At 37.1% G+C, this 20,402-nt stretch carries 22 protein-coding genes; 5 read left to right on the plus strand and 17 right to left on the minus strand.

Features of this window, described 5'->3' with window-relative positions; translation table 11 throughout:
- Positions 1 to 12 precede the first annotated feature (12 nt).
- Positions 13 to 366 carry an IS66 family insertion sequence element accessory protein TnpB gene (gene tnpB, locus ACQKIM_RS03000; protein WP_427538829.1) on the minus strand — a complete coding sequence of 118 codons (354 nt, stop codon included), beginning with the start codon at positions 364 to 366 and terminating at the stop codon, positions 13 to 15.
- 903 nt (positions 367 to 1,269) lie between these two features.
- Between tnpB and ltrA the strand changes: the two genes are divergently transcribed.
- Positions 1,270 to 3,042 carry a group II intron reverse transcriptase/maturase gene (ltrA, locus tag ACQKIM_RS03005; RefSeq protein ID WP_427538907.1) on the plus strand — a complete coding sequence of 591 codons (1,773 nt, stop codon included), beginning with the start codon at positions 1,270 to 1,272 and terminating at the stop codon, positions 3,040 to 3,042.
- Positions 3,043 to 3,841: 799 nt separating this feature from the next.
- Here ltrA and ACQKIM_RS03010 read toward each other — a convergent pair.
- From ACQKIM_RS03010 to ACQKIM_RS03085, 16 genes are all read right to left on the minus strand, one after another.
- The gene (locus ACQKIM_RS03010; protein ID WP_427538831.1) at positions 3,842 to 4,189 is read right to left on the minus strand and encodes a hypothetical protein; all 348 of its coding nucleotides are present in this window, start codon (positions 4,187 to 4,189) and stop codon (positions 3,842 to 3,844) included.
- Positions 4,190 to 4,581: 392 nt separating this feature from the next.
- Positions 4,582 to 5,409, minus strand: a complete 828-nt coding sequence (hag, locus tag ACQKIM_RS03015) for a flagellin Hag (protein ID WP_427538834.1) — start codon at positions 5,407 to 5,409, stop codon at positions 4,582 to 4,584.
- A 185-nt stretch (positions 5,410 to 5,594) separates the two neighbouring features.
- Positions 5,595 to 5,813: a carbon storage regulator CsrA gene (gene csrA / locus ACQKIM_RS03020; RefSeq protein WP_427538837.1), complete on the minus strand. Its 219-nt coding sequence runs from the start codon at positions 5,811 to 5,813 to the stop codon at positions 5,595 to 5,597.
- Positions 5,813 to 6,256, minus strand: a complete 444-nt coding sequence (gene fliW / locus ACQKIM_RS03025) for a flagellar assembly protein FliW (RefSeq protein WP_427538840.1) — start codon at positions 6,254 to 6,256, stop codon at positions 5,813 to 5,815. The genes csrA and fliW overlap by 1 nt, the downstream gene beginning before the upstream one ends.
- A 15-nt stretch (positions 6,257 to 6,271) precedes the next feature.
- Positions 6,272 to 6,835 carry a DUF6470 family protein gene (locus ACQKIM_RS03030; RefSeq protein ID WP_427538843.1) on the minus strand — a complete coding sequence of 188 codons (564 nt, stop codon included), beginning with the start codon at positions 6,833 to 6,835 and terminating at the stop codon, positions 6,272 to 6,274.
- 159 nt (positions 6,836 to 6,994) lie between these two features.
- The gene (gene flgL, locus ACQKIM_RS03035) at positions 6,995 to 7,921 is read right to left on the minus strand and encodes a flagellar hook-associated protein FlgL (RefSeq protein ID WP_427538846.1); all 927 of its coding nucleotides are present in this window, start codon (positions 7,919 to 7,921) and stop codon (positions 6,995 to 6,997) included.
- Positions 7,922 to 7,979: 58 nt separating this feature from the next.
- A complete protein-coding gene (gene flgK, locus ACQKIM_RS03040) occupies positions 7,980 to 9,575 on the minus strand; it encodes a flagellar hook-associated protein FlgK (RefSeq protein ID WP_427538848.1) in 1,596 nt (531 codons plus the stop codon).
- A 40-nt stretch (positions 9,576 to 9,615) separates the two neighbouring features.
- Positions 9,616 to 10,119, minus strand: coding sequence for a flagellar protein FlgN (locus ACQKIM_RS03045; RefSeq protein WP_427538851.1), 504 nt, complete (start codon positions 10,117 to 10,119; stop codon positions 9,616 to 9,618).
- Between the two features lie 27 nt (positions 10,120 to 10,146).
- Complete coding sequence (gene flgM / locus ACQKIM_RS03050; RefSeq protein WP_283870814.1) at positions 10,147 to 10,407, minus strand: flagellar biosynthesis anti-sigma factor FlgM; 261 nt, start codon at positions 10,405 to 10,407, stop codon at positions 10,147 to 10,149.
- Between the two features lie 121 nt (positions 10,408 to 10,528).
- Positions 10,529 to 10,942 carry a TIGR03826 family flagellar region protein gene (locus tag ACQKIM_RS03055; protein ID WP_427538854.1) on the minus strand — a complete coding sequence of 138 codons (414 nt, stop codon included), beginning with the start codon at positions 10,940 to 10,942 and terminating at the stop codon, positions 10,529 to 10,531.
- Between the two features lie 84 nt (positions 10,943 to 11,026).
- Positions 11,027 to 11,617 carry a ComF family protein gene (locus ACQKIM_RS03060; protein WP_427538857.1) on the minus strand — a complete coding sequence of 197 codons (591 nt, stop codon included), beginning with the start codon at positions 11,615 to 11,617 and terminating at the stop codon, positions 11,027 to 11,029.
- A complete protein-coding gene (locus tag ACQKIM_RS03065) occupies positions 11,614 to 12,981 on the minus strand; it encodes a DEAD/DEAH box helicase (protein ID WP_427538860.1) in 1,368 nt (455 codons plus the stop codon). The genes ACQKIM_RS03060 and ACQKIM_RS03065 overlap by 4 nt, the downstream gene beginning before the upstream one ends.
- 259 nt (positions 12,982 to 13,240) lie before the next feature.
- Entirely contained in the window at positions 13,241 to 14,083 is an 843-nt protein-coding gene (locus tag ACQKIM_RS03070) for a DegV family protein (RefSeq protein ID WP_427538862.1), read from the minus strand.
- A gap of 246 nt (positions 14,084 to 14,329) precedes the next feature.
- Positions 14,330 to 14,875, minus strand: coding sequence for a nuclear transport factor 2 family protein (locus tag ACQKIM_RS03075; protein ID WP_427538865.1), 546 nt, complete (start codon positions 14,873 to 14,875; stop codon positions 14,330 to 14,332).
- A 666-nt stretch (positions 14,876 to 15,541) separates the two neighbouring features.
- The gene (locus ACQKIM_RS03080) at positions 15,542 to 16,216 is read right to left on the minus strand and encodes a response regulator transcription factor (protein WP_054770182.1); all 675 of its coding nucleotides are present in this window, start codon (positions 16,214 to 16,216) and stop codon (positions 15,542 to 15,544) included.
- A gap of 36 nt (positions 16,217 to 16,252) precedes the next feature.
- Complete coding sequence (locus ACQKIM_RS03085) at positions 16,253 to 17,401, minus strand: sensor histidine kinase (RefSeq protein WP_427538868.1); 1,149 nt, start codon at positions 17,399 to 17,401, stop codon at positions 16,253 to 16,255.
- A gap of 165 nt (positions 17,402 to 17,566) precedes the next feature.
- On the opposite strand from ACQKIM_RS03085, the gene ACQKIM_RS03090 reads away from it, so the two are divergent.
- The 4 genes from ACQKIM_RS03090 to ACQKIM_RS03105 form a co-directional block, all read left to right on the plus strand.
- A complete protein-coding gene (locus ACQKIM_RS03090) occupies positions 17,567 to 18,202 on the plus strand; it encodes a YigZ family protein (protein WP_427538871.1) in 636 nt (211 codons plus the stop codon).
- Between the two features lie 147 nt (positions 18,203 to 18,349).
- Positions 18,350 to 19,411, plus strand: coding sequence for an LCP family protein (locus ACQKIM_RS03095; protein WP_427538874.1), 1,062 nt, complete (start codon positions 18,350 to 18,352; stop codon positions 19,409 to 19,411).
- Positions 19,412 to 19,719: 308 nt separating this feature from the next.
- Positions 19,720 to 20,013 carry a transposase gene (locus ACQKIM_RS03100; protein ID WP_427538877.1) on the plus strand — a complete coding sequence of 98 codons (294 nt, stop codon included), beginning with the start codon at positions 19,720 to 19,722 and terminating at the stop codon, positions 20,011 to 20,013.
- Between the two features lie 47 nt (positions 20,014 to 20,060).
- Positions 20,061 to 20,402, plus strand: a 342-nt coding sequence (locus ACQKIM_RS03105) for an IS3 family transposase (protein WP_427538910.1), incomplete at its 3' end; no start/stop codon positions are given.

Genomic DNA, 20,402 nt, shown 5'->3' on the forward strand with positions numbered 1-20,402 from the left:
AGGTGAATAGATTTAAAAGACACCTGTTGCAGATTTCGAAATTGCCTTTGGCTGCTGGAGCGATAATCCTTCTAAGAGCCAACGAAGCTCCTGCTGTGAGAGGTTACGCACTTCCTTTTCATCTTTTGGCCATTGTAGTTTCCCATTTTCTAGCCGTTTATAAAGTATGGCAAAGCCATCCCCATCGAAGTACAAACATTTATAGCGATCCTTGCTCGTTCCAGAAAATAAGAAGATGGAATCACTATAGGGATCCAGTTCAAAAGAATCCTGAATAAGTGTAGCGAGTCCATCAATGCCTTTTCGCATATCTGTCTTACCACAAATAATATAGATGTTCTGCACGCTCGTAAAATCATGCTTCATTGTTTATTCAGCTCCTTCATGATCATTTGAATGATGTGCTCATCTACGCCATTGAAGAAAGAGATTTCGACATTAGCTGTTTTAATGATGCAGCTTGGCTGTGCGAAATGTTTCTAGCTTAAATTGAGGGTGGTCACATCACTCAGGTAAAGGCTAGACAGTTCCTTACGGAATTGAAGGGTTATATCGAAGAATCAAATGATGAGGTAACGCTCGGAAGGGTTCTCTCTTAATCGAATAGCACTGGATTTAGTAAGAATGATTGTGTTATAAGCTCGGTGAAAAGGCGTGAGAAATTACCGTAACAGTACGGCTGACGAAAGCCTACTCGATGGAGTGGTGTAGTTCATGATGCTTGAGTTGAATGGATATGGTGAGGATGCAAATAAACCTACAAGAAAAGGTTAAGCTGACGAACTTCTGAATGTACGGGTCTATAACTGCAATACATAGAAATGTGTATATCACCAAATTGTGAGGTTAGCTGTGGGTGAGTAAAACTAGCTAATATGAAAAGCCATGATACGTTACAGGCGTATGAGAGTTAACAGGCTTAGAGGAAGCACCTAAGTTCATTCTATAATAGATATAATTCAACGTTGTAAGCTGATAACGTGGAGGACTTACTTCTAATGAAACGTTGGCGAGGAAAACATCAATGAAACTAGTTGTTGTATAACTTGCTTTAATATCAGTGAAAGTGGTGGCATAGTACCAATGAAATGTTTAATCCACATGGAGGGATAGCCACTAGACTAATAAAGATTTATTCAACCAAGTAAGGCAGTTCTTTATTGATTAATAAGTTAATAAGGTTCTTGTGAGACTAAAAGAGGTTTAACTCCGAAAGGAGTCATCGACTTATTGAAACGGAAGAAACTGAGACACAATGAGTATTATGGTATGCAAGATTGCTTCGATACACTCTACGCTCAAAGTGTTTGTGGTCATCATTTCTATAATTTAACAGAATTAATGAGTTCTAAGGATAATATACGTCTAGCCTACCGAAACATCAAAAGAAATACAGGTAGTGAAACTGCTGGAATTGATAAATTAACAATTAAAGATGTTGTGCATCTACGAGTAGAAGATGTAATAGAAAAAGTTCAAGCTATGTTCAAATGGTATGAACCACAACCAGTTAGACGGGTTTTCATCCCAAAAGGAGTAGATAAAACTAGACCACTAGGAATACCTACGATTTGGGACAGGATTTTTCAACAATGCGTACTGCAAATTTTAGAGCCAATTTGTGAAGCTAAATTCCATAAACATAGTTATGGTTTTAGACCGAACAGAAACACTCATCACGCTAAAGTTAGACTTGAATTTCTGATTAACCAATCTGGACTATATCATTGTGTTGATGTAGATATTAAAGGTTTCTTTGATAATGTAAATCATAGCAAACTTTTAAAACAAATGTGGTCATTAGGTATCAGGGATAAATCCCTTCTTTCTATTATATCTAGGTTACTAAAAGCAGAGATTGTAGGAGAAGGTATCCCTACAAAAGGTACACCGCAAGGTGGTATTCTGTCGCCATTATTATCTAACATTGTGTTAAATGAGTTGGATTGGTGGGTTAGTGACCAGTGGGAAACATTTGAAAGTAAATATACCTACTCGACCAATGGTAGTAAGTATCAGCAATTAAAGAAATCGAGTTTGAAAGAGTGTTTTATTGTCCGCTATGCGGATGATTTTAAGGTAATGTGTCGCACAAGGTCACAAGCAATTAAAATGTACAATGCGTTAAAAGATTTCTTGAGTAAGAGATTACACTTGGAAACAAGTGAAGAAAAATCAAAGGTAGTTAATTTGAAGAAAAACTCATCAGAGTTTCTAGGGTTTTCAATGAAAGCCATAAGAAAAGGTAAGACCAGATTTGGTTATGTAGCAAAGTCTGATATGTCAAAAAAGGCTAAAGCAAATGCTTTTCAAAAGATTAAAGAAGCAATAAAAGTAATCAAGAGAAAGCCTTGCATTCAGACAGTTTGGAACTTTAATACCGTTGTAATGGGAATCCAAAACTATTACTCAGCTGCAACTCAAATTACAATCAACTTGAATGAGTTAAATCTACATTTACGCAAGACGTTATACAATCAACTAAAGAATATTCGAACAGAGGCAAGTTTCCATGAGATGACGAAGACTTTACAGAAAAGATATGGGGGTTACAAGTCCAAACTATTTAAAATACAAAATATGGTCTTTGTCCCCATCCATGCACAACGTTGGAGAAAGACACTTGGTTTCTCCCAAGTGGTATGTAACTTTACTGCCGAAGGCAGAGCAAAAATTCACAATAGCCTAAAGGCTATCAATAGAAGTACTCTTTCTTACATCATGAGAAACTACATTCCAAACAGATCTATTGAATATAACGACAACAGAATCAGTAAGTTTATTGCCCAGTACGGCAAATGTGCCATTTTAGGTGAAGAATTGGGTATTAACGATTGGCATTGTCATCATATTAATCCTTTTCACATTTCAAAAGATGATAGCTATTCAAACTTAATAGTTTTGAACAAGGCTATACATGAGCTTATACATTTGAAAGACAAATTTAAAATTGAAGAATTCTTAAAAGCTGTAAAGCTTTCAAATAGGCAAATAGAAAAAGTAAATATCTTACGACTGAAATGTAACAATGAAATAATCTAACTTTGGAAACACAGCACTCGTCTGCTTAAAATATAGAAAGAATAAATTGGTTTAGTTGGAACGCCGTATGCGATGAAAGTCGCACGTACGGTGTGAACAGGGGGAAAAGGGAGCGATAACTTCAAACCCTTACCTATCTGTATCAGAGGGAAATTGCGTTGAATTGATAAAAGAATACTTGTCCGTGATGGTATCCAGTGTCACAGGGACAATTGTTAGTTTGGTAGTGGGCATAAAAAAGCACCTCCTTTAATTGATACGTCTATCGTACCGGAGGTGCCTGGTTGTTTAAATGCGTCATTTGATTACGGGCTTACAATGATACAGCTTGGTTCGGAGGAAACTTGTGTTGAACTGATAAAAGAAGACTTGTCCGTGATGGGATTCAGTGTCACAGGGACAATTGTTAGTTTAGTAGTTGACATAAAGAAGCACCCCCTTTAATTGATACGTCTATCGTACCGGAGGTGCCAAGTTATTTATATGCGTTATTTGAATACGGGCTTACCCTATATTTGAAACTCAGTATACTATTCATTTGACGTAAATAGTCAAAAAAATACTTGTCACCATGATTTCATGACAACAAGTATTTTAACTTAATTTAAGCTGAAATCGTAATTTTTCAATACACTTCTTCTATCAATGCATGATCACCAATGCCTAACCCAAACTATATACCATTTACGCTGTGTTATTTACTTTTCCCATAAATATCTCAACATTTTGCTTGGGCGATATTTATTATAAAGGCAAATTATCATTCAATTGAAGCGTATATGTTCTACATGCCAGTGCATTAATTTTGGTGTATTTCAATTAACGTCGCTTCTTCAAAAAATGGAGCGATTTCATATTCAAACATATCTGCTACTAATACATAATCCTGCATTTCAAGACCTGTATTGATTTCCTGTAAAAACTCTTGAACTTTTTCAATTTGTACAGCTACTTTTACATCATTTGCTTTGAAGAGTTCACTCGCCTCTACAAGCCATGACATTCCTTCTGAAAACTCCAAAATCATTTTCAAGGCACTTGCTATTTGATCACTTCTTAAATTTTCAGCAATCTCTTGACTTCCAATAGCTACTCTTGGTAAATATTCGTTAAAACTTTGAATCGTATCCATTAAAATTTCTCTCATTATTATTCCTCACTTTTTATTAATTTCACATTATCCATTCGTTCTACTACATTTTCGGTATACTTTCAATTGTTTAGTTGCTTCTAATAAGTTTAGAATAGAGGGTCTTTGTTGGATAATATACCCTAGTGTGTTTTTCAACAGGTATTTCGTTCTCTTTTCCAAATATCTTTTTTGAACCCTTATTGTGATTGATACAACAACTAGATCTATTATAAGTACATCTCTACTTATATATCGACTTAGCTTATACTTTATCAATAATTTTTCCGTCATTTCATTTCTTTCAGAACAAATTTGTTAAAACGCTCATCCACAGACAAAAAAACTATAGCTTCCTTCACGAAAAAAAGCCCTGTTTCTCAATTGAGAAACAGGGCAACAGGCATTAATTATTGTAATAATTGAAGAACGCCTTGTGGTTGTTGGTTAGCTTGCGCTAGCATAGATTGTGCAGCTTGCATTAAGATGTTGTTCTTTGTGAAGCCCATCATCTCTTTTGCCATATCAGTATCACGGATACGTGATTCAGCAGCTGTTAAATTCTCAGAAGAAGCACCTAAGTTGTTGATAGTGTGCTCTAGACGGTTTTGAACCGCACCAAGCATAGAACGCTCTTTTGATACAGTGTTAAGTGCATCATTAATCGTTTTAATAGCCTTATCTGCACCTGCTTGAGTTGTGATATCAACATCAGCAGCTGCAACACCTAAAGTTGCTGCATCCATATTACCAACAGATACAGTGATATTTTGACCTGAGTTAGCACCGATATGGAATTTCTTATTTGTGAAAGAACCATCTAAAACTTTCATGTTGTTGAATTCAGTGTTTTCAGCGATACGAGTAATTTCTGCAGTTAATTGAGTAATTTCATCTTGTAATTTTTGACGGTCTGTATCAGCTTTGTCTTCGTTTGTATCGTTGGCAGATTGTACAGCTAATTCACGCATACGTTGTAGGATAGCGTGAGTTTCATTAAGAGCACCCTCAGTAGTTTGGATTAAAGAAATTGAGTCTTGAGCGTTTTTAGTTGCCATGTCAAGACCACGGATTTGTCCGCGCATTTTTTCAGAGATTGCTAAACCAGCAGCGTCATCGCCAGCACGGTTGATTTTGTAACCTGAAGATAATTTCTCAAGGTTTTTAGAAGCTTGAGCGTTGTTGAAGCCTAAGTTACGGTGTGTGTTTAAAGCTGAAATGTTGTGTTGAATTCTCATTTGGAATTCCTCCTTGAATAATTGTTTTTTGTTATTCCACATCCGTGTGGAATTAGGATTAGGCAGTTATGTACTCCCTGCACCTTACACACTATATATCGTATTGAATTGGAAATGTTTAATAGTTTTTTAGAAAGTTTTTTTATTTTTTTATGTAATATATTTAACTACTCAAATTGCAGCTTCTATTTTTTCTTTAATTGCTCAAAATAGCATGCTGATACTGAGAGTGCTTCCTTATTTTGAGCTTGGATGGCCTCGAAAACCTCTGAACGGTGTACCTTAACCGTTTTTGGTGCTACAATACCAATTTTAATTTGTTCACCCTCGATAGCTAATATTTTTATTTCAATTTGGTCGCCAATCATGATGGACTCATCTTTTTTACGGGAAAGTACTAGCATTATTTCGCACTTCCTTCCAATGCTTGCAACGGATAGCGAAGAGGGTAGGATTTATTATCTTGAAGGACGATTTGTTTTCCACATTTAGTTCCGATATTTATGATAACTGGAGCTAATAAATTAATGGTAGAATCCTGTAATGTTTCCTTCATTGTAACAATCGCATATGTTAGGACATCCTCTTGTTTTTCAATTTGCAGCTGCTCACGGTCCTCCTCACTCACATCAAAGCTATAATCTTTTTTAAAAGCAAATGGGTAGGCTACAACGAAACCAATTTCTGTATTATTAATTGATTGAAGCATCGCTAAAGGGAGGTCTGCATCAAGAGGTAACAATACAAATTTTTTTTCATCCTCTAATCCAAGTAAACCATGTTCAAACATTAGGATGTCTTGTTCTAAAATTTCAATTTCACCTAAAAATTTAGTGGCAATTTTCATTATTTATACGCTCCTTTAAATGATGACATCAATGTCAACATCTGGTCTTTGTACCATTGTACCAGTTATTTTCCCAGGTGTGTATTCGTGAGTAGGTTTGTTCACCTTAGCGTCAATTATTGGCTCTCTACGTTGTATATTGACATCTGTTGTACCTGGTGTATAGTCGATTTTTACTGATCCTACTGATGGAACAAATTTAATATTAAATTGTACTCGATGAGGACCATGATTTTGTTTTGCGATATTCTGTATTATCGAGCGTCCTTGCCCTTTTCCAGAGTTCTCCATTATTTGGCGACCTTCTTTTGCCCTTCTTGCTATTCCTTTGAGTGCCTCTTGTTTTCCTTTTTCTGCGTAGTTTGCACTTGATTCCAGTGGACCAATCATTCCTATATCCCTTCTAGCCTGTGAAGAGTCGATTTTCAAAATACTTCTTGTTGTATTAATATCTAAGATAGCAGCTGGTTGTTCAATATGCTGTGTAGCTTTTGGCTGTTTAATATATTGTTGGGATTTAGCAATATGAAGATCAATCTTAGCATCTGTAGTACGAATTTGAATTTGAGGGAGTCTCATCTACATCTCTCCTTTCAAGAAAAGCGTCTGAACAAAATTGTCCAAACGCTCTTGTTGTTCCTAATAGAGTTTGCCCCTGTCGCTTCGCTTTCGGGGCAGAACCTTTCGCTTTGTGTTTGCCCCTGACACTTCGCTTTCGGGGCAGAACCCTAGTAGATTTTATCTTATAAAATCTACTAGGGTTTGCTGAATAATTTTTGCACCTACGGATAATGCAGCCTGATGAATAGATTCATTCGTAACCATTTCTGTAATGGCCTTAGAATAATCCACAGACTCAGTATCTCTAAGTTGCTTTGTCACACTGACCTCACGGATACTTAGTCGATTCTCCATCATCTCAATACGATTTTGACGGGCTCCTACATCAGCCTGCGCTTCCAAAATTTTATTGTGCATTGTTGTAATATCATCACTAGTACTTGAGGATGAGACACCACCTAGCATATCTCCAATCTCTTGACCTGTTTTACTTGGATCCCCTAATAAATCAGAAATTTTCCCCATCATATCATCTATGCTTTTAAATAGATCTTTACCAGGCGTATTCACTTGAATTTGAATACCATCATAAATTTCGATATTAACAGCTTCATTCGGTGCATTTAGGGCTGGGTTAATTTCTTTTCCGTTCCCACCACCCACAGGCGTAAACAATTGCTGATTTGTATTTGTTCCACTAAATAGGTAGCTGCCACCAATATTAGTGTTTCCAACATCCTGAATCTGCTGGCGAATTTGATCAATCTCCATTTTGATTTTTTCACGTTCTTCTGGTGTGTTAGTATCATTCGCCGCTTGAATAACTAACTCACGAACACGTTTCATTTGCTCGCCAACCTGATTCAAAGATTCATCAGATGAATCTAACCAGTTATTTGCTGTTATCATGTTGCGTGTATATTGCTCGACCTTGGCTAAATCTCTACGATAGCCCATTCCATTTACTGCTACAACTGGATCATCTGATGGACGAGTAATTTTTGAGCCAGAGTTAAGTTGATCCTGAAGCTTAGACATTTTGCCATAACTTTTATTTAAATTAAGTAACATATTACTTGAAAGCATTGATTGTGTTACGCGCATTTTTTAAAAAACTCCCTTCTTATTAGTCGGAGAGTTATTCTCCATAAATTGTTTATTTTTATAGGCCTACTCGACCCATACCATTAATAATTTTATCTAATGTTTCATCAACAACGGTAATCATACGTGCATTGGCATTATACGCTTGTTGGAAAGTAATCATATTTGTCATTTCTTCATCTAATGAAACTGAGCTCACCGAATCACGACTATTTGATACAGTTAAACGTTGAGATTCTGAAGTTGCTGCTAGACGTAGAGCTTCCTCACCGTCTACACCAATTTTCCCAACGATCCCCTGATAAAATGATTGCATCGTTGCATTTCCAATAGAGGCATATAATTTATGTTGCATATTCGCAAGCTCATAGGCATGCTTACCATCACCTTCTTGAGTAACCCCTGAAGATGCAGCTAAAAGGTTTGGATCATTTTTAATGGCTTCATTAAATTTAATCCCACCTGCTCCTGTACCTGCACCTAAAAAGAAAAGTCCTCCATTAGTAGAAGGGGTAGTTACAACCCCATTAGAATCTTTTTGCTCTAATGTATAGCCATTTGCATGCAGTTTATTAAATTCTTCAATAAAAGCATTCGCTAACTGGTCTAATTTTTCTAATGTTTCAGGGTAGTAGCCCTTTATACCATTTGTACTTTGATAACCATAGGAATTAATAAGGGATAATAATTTTCCTTTTGAAGCTTCAAAATCCTGTTGTCCAATTGCTGCTTGGGAGCTAGTGACAGTTCCCGCCTCATGATCCTCTAACGATTCAATATCTGTTAATTGTAATTCTGAAAATACATTGGTAATGTCATTGCCTGTAACCTTACTACCGTTAGTTCCCATTGCAGTAAACTGCGCAAAATCTTTTCCATCTACTAAATTTCTGACAACACCATCAGTACCTTTAAACGTTATTTTCAAGCTACCTTCAGCAACCTTAGAAGCGAGACCACCAGAAGGAACACGTTCAATGGAGACAGGTATGTACTCATTTAATTTATCTACTAATACATCACGAACATCATATAAATCATTGGGAACATACCCATTTGGCTCTACTTCTTGAATTTGTTTATTAACGGCTGCAATTTGCTTTAGAATAGTGTTAATTTGTGTTGTAGAGACATCTAGTTCTTTACCCAGATTACCTTGAATTGTTTTTAATTGTGTATCAATGGTGTTGAAAGACTGTGCTAAATGCTGTGCACGACCGATAGCTACTTTACGTGCTGCTGCATCTGCCGGCTTGTTACCAACATCCTGAAGCCCTTTCCAAAACTGTTCAAAAGCCTTATCTAATCCAAATTCAGAAGGTTCGTTAATAATATCCTCCATTTGAGAAATAGCCTTTGTTCTTGATTCCCAATAGCCAAATTTATTGGTTTCTTGGCGATATTGGCGATCAATAAATTCATCACGAATACGTTGAATCGATCCTGTTTCAACTCCAGTTCCTAAATGCCCTGGATAGCTTGGCTGATTTAAGCCCGCCGTTGGAAAACCTGGAGTAGCCTGCATATTTACTCGCTGACGAGAGTATCCTAATGAGTTGGCATTAGAGATATTATGTCCAGTTGTATATAAAGCTGTTTGCTGTGTAAATAAACCACGTTTACTTGCCTCTAAGCCCATAAATGTTGAGCGCATTTCTTTTCCTCCCTTTAAAAACCTCTATTTTCTAAAAAATTTACGCTTGTGAATCAAAATACGATTTTTTGCCCATGGTATTTGTACCTCGTACCTCACGACCTGAGTAGTTAAATTGCTCTGGACGAGGAGGACGAGTAGCATCTAATGTAAGATTCACAATTTGTAATGATTGAAATACTAATTTTTGATTGAGATCATTTTGCTTTTTTAAGTCATTGATGATGTGCAATAAGCGATTGCGAACTGCTGTTAGTGTGTCTTTTTCAGTCTGTTGCTCAGCAGCATCGATGACATCTGCGACAGTTGTTTTGTCAGTGGTAGCAAGTCCTTTTGCTCCAAGGTAGTCCGTTACCTGTTTCTGACGCTGTTGCTCGAGCTTATCGATTGCCGCTACATGGGCTTGCTCGTCCTTGAGCATTTGATCCAGTGCTTCGATATCGCCAACTGTAATAATTTCCGTTTTTTTGTTAGCTAGTTCTAGCAAGCTTTTGTGCATTCTTTCTAGCTTTGTTAATGTAGAACAAATCGCCTCTATAGACATTTTGCTAAACACCCTTTCTGTTATTCCCTAGAAACGATAGTATTTCAGCATATCTTCTGCAACTTGACGAGCATTGACCTTATACTCACCAGAAGCAATATCCTCCTTTAATTGCTGAACGCGTTCAGCACGCTCAGTACTGTATGTTGAAATTCCTTGCATGTTCTGTGCAGCCTTTGAAATTTCGATTTTATCCGCAAAGGATGCCTTGTTATCGCCTGATTTTACATTGCGTACCTGATTTTTATAGGCGTTTACTGCATTGATACCATAAGATGTAATTTTCATTTTTTCCCCTCCCATCTAAAAAGCTTATCTTTCTATTATTTCGGATTGTCTTGCATAATGTTAAGTTTTCAAACATAAAAAAGTGTGCTAATTTTGTTTAAAATTAACACACTTTCCGCCTTTATCGTTTTCGGTCAGAGTGATATGTGACACGATCGCGCGTCTCTACACTATCGCGAAATTCCTTAGCAGCCTCAAACGTTCGAAGCTCTGATTTCAGCTCATCCTGACATTTTGAACAAAGCTTGCCTTTTGTTGTAAGATGTCCGCAGTTATCACATGGGTAGCCTAGGTTAGGAAACATGGCTGGCTGTAAACGACCTTTGCGCACCCATTTATATAATAGCTCTTCCTCAGCTCCTGTCGCCTCTACAATACGTTCCACTGTTGCAGCACGGTTTTCACGTTTACGTAAAAATCGATAAACGATTTGATAGAGCTCCTCTTCAGATTGAGCACATTTATGACATACTTCTCTGACACCTATATAATTAAAAAATTCATTACACTTTGGACAATTACGAACCTCTGCCATCTACTCTTCCTCCTCTGTATAAATAACAGTTATCTGCGATTTCTTCTATACTCGTTATCTATTATACATGATGCATTAGCATTTTCATCCATTAATTAATGTGAAGGATTGAACACTTCTAGCCCCCGCATTTATTAAAACTTCAGTAGCATGCTGTAAAGTTGTTCCTGTAGTTTTTATATCGTCAAAAAGAAGATATTCTTTATGCTCTACATAAGCTCCATCCATTAGACAAAATAGCGGTGCCACCTGTATGCGTTCCTCTCTATTTTTAGCACTTTGAGTTTCGGTTGTAGTTTTTTCTAATAGTTGATTATAAGGAATATTCGCTGCTTTTAATAGCTCTTCCATATGCGAAAAGGTACGCTCTTTTTGTTTGAAAGGATGCATAGGAATTGGGATGATAGTGGCTTTTTCATGTTTGAAACGAGCATAAAGCTCCTGTCGAAATACTTTTGCCAGTGCGACATCCTGAAGAAATTTATACTGATGTAAATATTCCTTCATAGCATTATTATATTGATAAAGAGCCGTTGCTGATTGGGAATTTTCAAAGCGTGCCGAGCACTTTTCACATATAGTTGGTTGGAATTGCTTAGTTAAAAGAGTTGTCCATGAGATAGTATGCTGCAAAGGCTGTGCACATAATAAACAATGTGTGTCTATTTTATTCATTGAGGAAAGCCTTTCATATTGTAAGTCAAAATTTTCGTTCGTGCATCATCCATTTCAACCGTAATCCCATGATGGAAAAATACAATATCTCCGTCTGCAAATTCAGCGTTTCGTCCAACCCGTCCAGCTATTTGTATAAGTGCACTAGTATTAAAAATGGTGGATTCTGCCCCTACGACCGCCACCTGCACATTCTTAATCGTAATTCCACGTTCTAGAATAGTGGTTGTCAGCAATCCACTAATTTCTTCATTACGCAGTTTAAGAACCTTCTCTTTACGCTCAGGATCCTCAGCATGTACTGTGGTAATGCTGGCATCTAACGCCTTAAAAAGTGGTGAAGCTACTTTCATTAACTCTACCTTTGGAAAGAATATTAGAAATGGCTCTTTTTGTACTAGACGCTCCTCAGTCCATTGTTTTAGTTTCGGTGGGATTTTTCCTCGTTTAAAGCATTTTTCATAGCTCCATAAAGAACGAAATCTTGGGACAGGTAACGGATAATTATGATAACGTTTTGGGATAAAGGAGTAACTGTTATTTTGATACTGATGAAGTAGCTTTTGAGAAGGTGTTGCAGTTACAAATACTACTGGGGTATCTTTCCTTTTAGCTTTTTTCACAGCTCTCTGTAAGGTTTCATCAAATGTATATGGAAAAGCATCTGCCTCATCAACAATCATCACATCAAAGGCTCTCTCAAATCGATAAAGCTGATGTGTAGTTGCTAATATAAGCTGTGCATAGCCCTCCTGCTTCGGTGCCCCACCGTATAAGGCATGGATTATTGTGCTAGGGAAAGCCTTTTGAAAGCGAGGAAATAATTCTAGTACTACATCAGTCCGAGGTGTTGCAATGCATACACGCAAGCCTTGCTCTAAGGCATAATGAACTGAAGGGAAGAGCAGCTCTGTTTTTCCTGCACCACATACAGCATGGATCAGATGAGAGCGCTTTGCTTTTATACTTTCTAGTATTTCATTTGCCGCTTGCTGTTGAAGCACTGTAAATTGACCAGCCCACTCTAATGGGTGCTTCCTTGCTCTAATTGCACGAGGCCCTATCCAGATAAGCAGCTCTGTACAGCTACTTACTCTCCCCATATGAAGACAATGTCTACAATAAATACACGATTGTTCGCATTTTGAGCAATCAAACGTAGTAAATTGCTGAGGGTCTTGATTATGACAACGATTGCATTTTAAATGTGGTTCTTTTTGGATTTCTTCTATTATATGGAAGTAATTGCATTCAATGACCTTTTCGATATTATCTTTTGGAAATGGTGAATGCTCCTTTAACCAAATACGTCCTTCATGAAAATCCCTCAATGCAGGTGTTAATAACCAACCTCTATATTTCATTTTTTTGCTCCTTTCAATACGAAATCAATTTCGCCTTGGCGTAATTGCGTCCGGATTTTGAATTGTGCCTACACAATTCATTCCTTTGAAAATCCGTGACATCCGCCAGAGGCTTTATCTTCATTCAGTAGGTTTTTGGACACCCACTGAAAAGAAACCAAAACCGCATTCATCTCTCCACTGTAGAGGTGAGAATTTTCTGCTGAATGAAGATAAAAACAGCCCCTACAAATATCATGTAGAGACTGTTTCATCTAAGTTATTTTTTTGTCCAGCCCAGCCCCATAGAGCCCTCACCTAAGTGTGTACCTATAACAGGACCGAAATAGCTTAATGTAAAGTTCACGTTTGGGTAGGTTAATGCTAATTGTGCTTGCCATTCTTCTGCCTCGGATTGGCAATTGCCATGAATCACAACCGCATCCATTGCTTGATATTTCCTCGCATCCGCAGCTAATAGGTCCTCAGCACGTTTTAAGGCCTTTTTACGTGTGCGAATTTTTTCAAATGGGACAATAATCTTGTCCACGAAATGCAAAATAGGCTTTACTTGGAGTAAACCGCCAATTAATGCAGCTGCCGAAGATAGTCTTCCCCCACGCTGTAAGTGAGCCAAGTCATCTACAATGAAGTAAGCACGAGTATATTGCTTCATGTCCGCCAATGTAGCAAGTATTTCTTTTGCTGAAATACCTTGTGCTGCCATTTCAGCTGCTCGTAATACATAAAAGCCCTGTACGGCACAAGATATTTCACTATCAAAAGTAAAAACATCAATGCCTTCCACCATATCTCCAGCTTGAACTGCGCCTTGATATGTCCCGCTAATGCCACTCGATAAATGAATAGATATGACCGCATCATAATCTTTTGCTAGCTCTTCAAAGAGAGTGGCAAATTCACCAATTGGAGGCTGTGTTGTTTTTGGGAATTCTTTTGCCCCACGCACCTTGCCATAAAATTCAGATGCCGTGATATCTACTTCTTCAGCAAATAATTGTCCTGAGATATTGACACTTAACGGAATCATATGAATGTTTAAGCGCGCTCGTTCTTCAGGTGTAATATATGCAGTACTATCTGTTACGATTGCTGTCCTCATCCATGTCCACTCTCCTATTCTTCATAGTTTACAATAAAAAGAAATGAATGTGAAATGAATTACGGCCATACGTAAACTTGTCCAATTTTCGAATAGGAAACAAGATTTACTTTCCGTTATTCTAGATTTTTGCTAGAGGACTAGCATTCATTTCACATTCATTTTCTATGTATAGTCGATTCTTATTTAGAGGATATCTTCATCTGGTTCATTCTTATTTGAATAAAATGAAGATATTCCTCTTTGTTATTTACCAGTAGTTGATTTTGTGTCGTCGCCGATATAAAAGACGCTCGTTACCTTCCAGCTTCCAGCTTCTTTGACGAATACTGTTACTTGTTGACCTACACCCTCATGCTTTACTTTTGTTTTCAATTCAACTAAATGCACTGTCATATTTGTATGGATCTGTGCTTCTTCTTCACTATATTTTATAATTGTTGTATCTTTAACATCTCTTTTAACGTCAGACTGTTCAAAAACTTCTTTTGTGCGTTTTTTGTCTTCTTCATAATCGAAACCTTTTGGATTCTTTGAGATCGTTTGCATATAACGATCAAGGTCTTCTGCATTGAAAGCTGCAATATATTCATCAAACGCTGCTAATATTGCTTTTTCTTCATCAGAAGGAACATTTTCTGCCTTTGTTATTTTCCCATCATTCATTTCAAACCCAGCAGTACCTTCATCAATGATTTTCTGTCTTTCTTCCGCACTCATATCTTCATTTTTATTACCACAAGCAGTTAGTATCAATAAGGTAAAAACTGCTAGAATACTTTTCTTTAACATCCAAAAACCTCCCGCGCATATTGTAGCATATAAATGCCGTCGTAGGAATTTTGTTGTGCATTTTCTACATTTAGGTGCTACATCTTTCTTATGACGCTCATGATTTTAAAATGTTGCACCCTTTAAATATAATATTCTCTTCAATCAAATTGTTACGCTTTTCATCAAGGAGTCCATATCATCAATTTCGCCTTGGCGTAATTGTTGCTGTCGCTTCGCTTTCGCACAGATAAACAATGCGTCCGGATTTTGAATTGTGCCTAGGCCTGCACGAGGACCGACACGATGTCGGTCATTTCGGTAATGCCACAGGGACGTGGCGTTTTTACCGATGCAGGTCAGTTAGCCGTTTTCGCAGGATGTGAAGGTTTTAGGCTAACATCCTTTTATTCATTCCTTTGAAAATCAGTGACATCCGCCGGGGGCTTTGGGCCGACATGATGTTGGTCACTCAGTCGTTGCCACAGGACGTGGCGTTCTTAGACTGAGTTCCTCTATTTCAGTAGGTGTTTGAACACCCACTGAAAAGAAATCAAAACTGCATTCATCTCACCACCTGTAGAGGTGTGAGTCTTCTGTTGAATGAAGATAAATAAAAACTGCTTTAAAAACTACTAAAATAATTAAGTAATTTTTTAAAACAGCTTTTATTGTTATGCTATACAATTATCGTACTTCTACCCAGCCGTTCTTAATAGCAGTAACAACGGCTTGTGTACGGTCGTTAACATTCATTTTTTGTAATATGCTAGAAACATGGTTTTTAACTGTTTTTTCAGAGATAAACAGTGTTTCACCAATTGTACGATTTGATTGACCATCCGTTAATAACTGCAATACCTCACATTCACGCTTTGTTAATAAATGGAATGGACGACGAATTTCTGCTTGATGGAAGTTTCCTTTATTTTCATGCTCAGAAAGGCGGCGGAATTCTGCTACTAAATTTTTAGTAACTTTCGGATGTAAATAAGAACCACCGTTTGCTACTACCTTAATTGCTTCAACGATTTCATCCGCATCCATCTCTTTTAGCATATAGCCAAGAGCACCTGATTTTAGTGCATGTGTTACATAAGTTTCATCATCATGAATAGAGAGCATAATTACCTTTGCATCTGGGAACTCATTGATTAATTCCGCAGTAGCCTCTACTCCATTTTTGCCTGGCATATTAATATCCATTAGTACAACATCTGGTTGGTTATCAGCATATAAGGACACCACATCCGTACCATCATCACCTTCTGCTACTACATCAAACGTATCTTCAAAATCTAATATACGTTTTACTCCTTCACGGAATAGCTGGTGATCGTCTACAATAATAATCTTCGTCATTTGTCTTTACCCCCTAGATTTCTACAACAATTACTTTTATTCGACTTCTAACGGAATTTTAAATAGTACCGTAGTGCCGCGGTTTATTTCACTTTCAATTGAGATTGTACCATCTAGTATTTCGATACGCTCTCGCATTCCTAAAATCCCAAATGAATGGTCTTTCACTACTTGTGGGTCAAACCCCATACCATCATCTTTTACGACAATATTCACGGCATTTCTCAGCCACTCAAGTTTTACCCAAATATCCTTACATTTTCCGTGTTTCATAGCATTAGTGACACATTCCTGCACTAATCGGAAAATAGAGACTTCATAATTAGAAGGTATACGCTTTTCAGTGCTTCTCGATTGGAAATGAATTTCAACACCAGGATTGTATTCCGTCACTGTCGATAAATACTTTTTTAATGTCGGAACAATTCCCAGATCATCAAGTGCCATTGGTCTTAAATCATAGATGATACGTCGTACCTCGGATAATGCATTACGCACGGTTTTCTTTAAATCGGCAATTTCAGCCAAAGCATATTCAATACCCTTTTCGCGGTATGTTCTTTCAATTAAATCCGTACGCATTAATACATTTGCTAGCATTTGGGCAGGTCCATCATGAATTTCCCTCGATAAACGTTTACGCTCTTCTTCCTGTGCAGCGATAATACGTATACCAAAATCTTGCTTCATCTTTGCTTGCTCAAGCGCTAGTCCCACATTTTTTAAATCTGACGTTAAGTAATTCAAAACGACATTTACTTGATTGACAATATGATCTGCACGTTCTATCGTATCGAGTAAACCTCTTAATCTTCTCTCGAGATCATCTCTTTTATCACGGAGCTGCTTTTCTTGTGTTTTAATAACGGAGAGCTTTAATTGAAAATCATGCGCAGTTTCATATGCATCTCTAACTTGTTCTTCGGTATAATTATCAAAAGCTTTACTCACTAACACAAGTCTTTGCTTTGCAAGCTGAGTGCTTTTTTCTAAAGCATCGCCTTCATCAATGACAATTGAAATTTGTTTTCTAACAATTTCTAGCTCTCTCTGCATATCTTCAAAGCTTCTTCGGCTTTGTTCACTTATAATAAAGATATCATCTTTTGAGCTCATGATTGTTTCTAACATTCGATTAAATACGTCATCAAGCGACTTTAAATCGAAGGTATCATTTGAAAACATAGTGTACTCCCCAGTCTAATGTCTTATGATTACTTACTTTTTTAATAGACCAATTTCATATATTCTACAGTCTACACCTATTATAGCATCACAATGATAAAAATTAATGCTTTTTCTTCATGAAAATTATAGAATAAATCCCTAGATTAAAGGAGAATGTCACATATGAGAGAAAATTATCTAACTGTAAAAGGATATGGAGAAAGCGAAATAGTAATTTCTAAATCCCGCTTTCTTACTTATATAGAACGTGCAGAAACCGAAGAGGATGCAATTTCTTTTATTGATCGCATAAAAAAATTGCATCATAATGCGACTCATAATTGCTCTGCTTATCTAATTGGTGAGCATGATCATATTCAAAAGGCTAATGATGACGGGGAACCTAGTGGTACAGCTGGCGTCCCTATGTTAGAGGTCCTAAAGAAACAGGGCTTAAAGGATACAGTCGTTGTGGTCACACGTTACTTTGGTGGCATAAAACTTGGTGGCGGCGGTCTTATCCGCGCATACGGTAAAGCAACAACAGAAGGATTACTGGCAGCACAAGTCGTTGAACGCAAACTTCACCATATTATGAAAATTGCCATTGACTATACTTGGCTGGGTAAAGTAGAAAACGAAATTCGAGGCTCTTCGTATACATTAGAAGAAATTCGATATTTGGAAGGCGTAGATATCATTGTATCTGTGCTAAAAGAAGAGGAAGAACAGTTCCGAAACTGGGTAACAGAAATGACAAACGGGCAGGCAAATATTTCTTTTGAAGAGACCCGATTTATTGAATTTGTTGTGAAATAAATAGTTTTAATTGTCGAAAGCTTAATATCCATAGTATAATTTTAATATTGAGCTATTTTATCAATCACACATTCTTTTAGGTAATTTGATAAAAACTTAGTTTCATCGCACTATTATTCCCAAAATTCAGAGGAGAATATACTAAATATGAAAAATAGAATAAATAAAAAAAACAAGAAGAGCTCTTCTAAAACTTCTTTAATTATAAAAGTAGCCCTTCTTCTTGTGGCCAGTTTATTAATTTGCGTTTCGGCTTATGGTGTTTATATTACAAAGCAAGCGGAGCACGCAGCAAACTCAGCACATGAAGAATTAGAAGGTCGACAGGTTTCTGTAATGCGAGAAGAAAAAGTAGAGCCTGTGCATGATAATGTGTCCATCTTGTTTGTCGGCGTGGATGATAGTGAAAATCGTGGTCAAGGTTCTGATAACTCTCGTTCCGATGCACTTATTTTAGCTACACTAAACAATAAAACAAAAACGATTAAAATGTTAAGCATTCCTCGCGATTCGTACGTTTATATCCCTAATGTAGGCTATGAGGATAAAATTACTCATGCTCACGCATATGGTGGCACACTGGCAACAATCGAAACGGTAGAAAAGCTATTAAATGTTCCAATCGATTATTACGTTCGTATGAACTTTAATGCATTTATCGATGTGGTGGATGCATTAGGTGGTATTGAAGCAGAAGTACCATATAAGCTACATGAAAAGGATGAATTCGATCGAAATTCTATTAATTTACAGCCAGGTCTACAGCATTTAAATGGAAGCCAAGCTCTAGCTCTAGCTAGAACACGTAAGCAGGATAGTGATATTGAACGTGGCAAACGTCAGCAAGAAATATTAACAGCCATTATCAATAAAGTTTCTTCTGTTAGCTCTATTACAAAATACGATGATGTTATTAGAGCACTTGGTGATAACATGAAGACCAATATGACATTTACTGAAATGAAGTCATTCCTATCTTATTTAACGCAAGGTATGCCACGTATTGATTCTTTAACATTAGATGGCTCTGATGATACGTCTACTGGTGTTTATTACTACCAATTAAATCAGCAATCGGTTGATGAAGTGTCTGAAATACTTAATAATCATCTTGATGTCAATAAAACATCCTCTAGCTTAACGAATAATGCTCATGATAAAGTGAACGCAGCTGGAGATGAAGCAACAGATAATAGAAACGCCCAATAACCAATAAGAGCCTTTCCACGATGAATTTGTGGGAAGGCTTTTTATATGGGATGCTTTTGAGATGTACTTAAATTGGTTTGTGTCAATCAATTGTAGTTTAGCTTTCTTGGGTAATGGAGATTTAAATTTGGTTACCTGAGCGGTTTTAATCTATACCTGAGCATTTTTCTTAGCTACCTGAGCAATATCCCCCATACCCGAGCATTTTTCATCAATACCTGAGCAGTTTTGAGGTTAGTATAAATAATGGACACGGAAAAGTGAGCGTATGTATGATAATCCTAATTACATTAGAGGACGTGTTCAACATGACTAAAAGATCCACACCGGAGTATAGAGATTATATTGTCAAACTAGTAGTAGAAGAAGGTCGTAAAGCAACTCAATTAGCGTATGAATTAGGAATTGGAGAATCCACTATCCGTCGATGGGTAAAAGAGTATCGGGATCAGAAAGCAGCAGAAACAGAAGGAATTCAATATGTCACACCAACAGAGTTAAAGCGAGTGCAAAACGACTATGAAAAGAAATTGCGTGCACTTGAGGAGGAAAATGCCATCCTAAAAAAGGCGATGCACATCTTTGCGAAAAACCAGCCGTAATCTATACGTTTATTCAAGCACATGTAGATGAATTTACGATTGTGAAGATGTGTGAAGTACTTGGTGTCTCTAAAAGTGGTTATTATAACTGGTTACGGAAACAGGCAGCACCTTTGACAAAACGAGAAGAAAAAGAAATACAGATAGCTCAAAAAGTATTTCAATCTTTCCATAACAGCTATGGGACGTATGGTAGTCCACGTATTCTGAAAGACTTACAGGCATGGGGATACATTTTGTCTCAAAAGAAAGTAGCCAATATGATGCGTGAACTAGGTTTATACGCTGTCTGTCCAAAACAATATCAACGGACGACAGATTCTAATCATTCCCAAGATATTTACCCAAATTTAGTGAAACGTCAATTCAAAGCAAAAGCCCCCAATCAA

Source organism: Lysinibacillus sp. NPDC047702 (assembly GCF_050272555.1).
Lineage (GTDB): Bacteria > Bacillota > Bacilli > Bacillales_A > Planococcaceae > Lysinibacillus.

What these genes read in the sequence shown, in the direction of transcription:
- ACQKIM_RS03070 (WP_427538862.1), bottom strand. Translation starts at nt 14,083, where the DNA reads ATGAGGACAGCAATCGTAACAGATAGTACTGCATATATTACACCTGAA.
- ACQKIM_RS03060 (WP_427538857.1), bottom strand. Translation starts at nt 11,617, where the DNA reads ATGAATAAAATAGACACACATTGTTTATTATGTGCACAGCCTTTGCAG.
- fliW (WP_427538840.1), bottom strand. Translation starts at nt 6,256, where the DNA reads ATGAAAATTGCCACTAAATTTTTAGGTGAAATTGAAATTTTAGAACAA.
- flgL (WP_427538846.1), bottom strand. Translation starts at nt 7,921, where the DNA reads ATGCGCGTAACACAATCAATGCTTTCAAGTAATATGTTACTTAATTTA.
- ACQKIM_RS03080 (WP_054770182.1), bottom strand. Translation starts at nt 16,216, where the DNA reads ATGACGAAGATTATTATTGTAGACGATCACCAGCTATTCCGTGAAGGA.
- ACQKIM_RS03090 (WP_427538871.1), top strand. Translation starts at nt 17,567, where the DNA reads ATGAGAGAAAATTATCTAACTGTAAAAGGATATGGAGAAAGCGAAATA.
- hag (WP_427538834.1), bottom strand. Translation starts at nt 5,409, where the DNA reads ATGAGAATTCAACACAACATTTCAGCTTTAAACACACACCGTAACTTA.
- ltrA (WP_427538907.1), top strand. Translation starts at nt 1,270, where the DNA reads ATGCAAGATTGCTTCGATACACTCTACGCTCAAAGTGTTTGTGGTCAT.
- ACQKIM_RS03095 (WP_427538874.1), top strand. Translation starts at nt 18,350, where the DNA reads ATGAAAAATAGAATAAATAAAAAAAACAAGAAGAGCTCTTCTAAAACT.
- ACQKIM_RS03085 (WP_427538868.1), bottom strand. Translation starts at nt 17,401, where the DNA reads ATGTTTTCAAATGATACCTTCGATTTAAAGTCGCTTGATGACGTATTT.
- csrA (WP_427538837.1), bottom strand. Translation starts at nt 5,813, where the DNA reads ATGCTAGTACTTTCCCGTAAAAAAGATGAGTCCATCATGATTGGCGAC.
- ACQKIM_RS03010 (WP_427538831.1), bottom strand. Translation starts at nt 4,189, where the DNA reads ATGAGAGAAATTTTAATGGATACGATTCAAAGTTTTAACGAATATTTA.
- ACQKIM_RS03065 (WP_427538860.1), bottom strand. Translation starts at nt 12,981, where the DNA reads ATGAAATATAGAGGTTGGTTATTAACACCTGCATTGAGGGATTTTCAT.
- ACQKIM_RS03100 (WP_427538877.1), top strand. Translation starts at nt 19,720, where the DNA reads ATGACTAAAAGATCCACACCGGAGTATAGAGATTATATTGTCAAACTA.
- ACQKIM_RS03055 (WP_427538854.1), bottom strand. Translation starts at nt 10,942, where the DNA reads ATGGCAGAGGTTCGTAATTGTCCAAAGTGTAATGAATTTTTTAATTAT.
- tnpB (WP_427538829.1), bottom strand. Translation starts at nt 366, where the DNA reads ATGAAGCATGATTTTACGAGCGTGCAGAACATCTATATTATTTGTGGT.
- ACQKIM_RS03075 (WP_427538865.1), bottom strand. Translation starts at nt 14,875, where the DNA reads ATGTTAAAGAAAAGTATTCTAGCAGTTTTTACCTTATTGATACTAACT.
- flgK (WP_427538848.1), bottom strand. Translation starts at nt 9,575, where the DNA reads ATGCGCTCAACATTTATGGGCTTAGAGGCAAGTAAACGTGGTTTATTT.
- ACQKIM_RS03030 (WP_427538843.1), bottom strand. Translation starts at nt 6,835, where the DNA reads ATGAGACTCCCTCAAATTCAAATTCGTACTACAGATGCTAAGATTGAT.
- ACQKIM_RS03045 (WP_427538851.1), bottom strand. Translation starts at nt 10,119, where the DNA reads ATGTCTATAGAGGCGATTTGTTCTACATTAACAAAGCTAGAAAGAATG.
- flgM (WP_283870814.1), bottom strand. Translation starts at nt 10,407, where the DNA reads ATGAAAATTACATCTTATGGTATCAATGCAGTAAACGCCTATAAAAAT.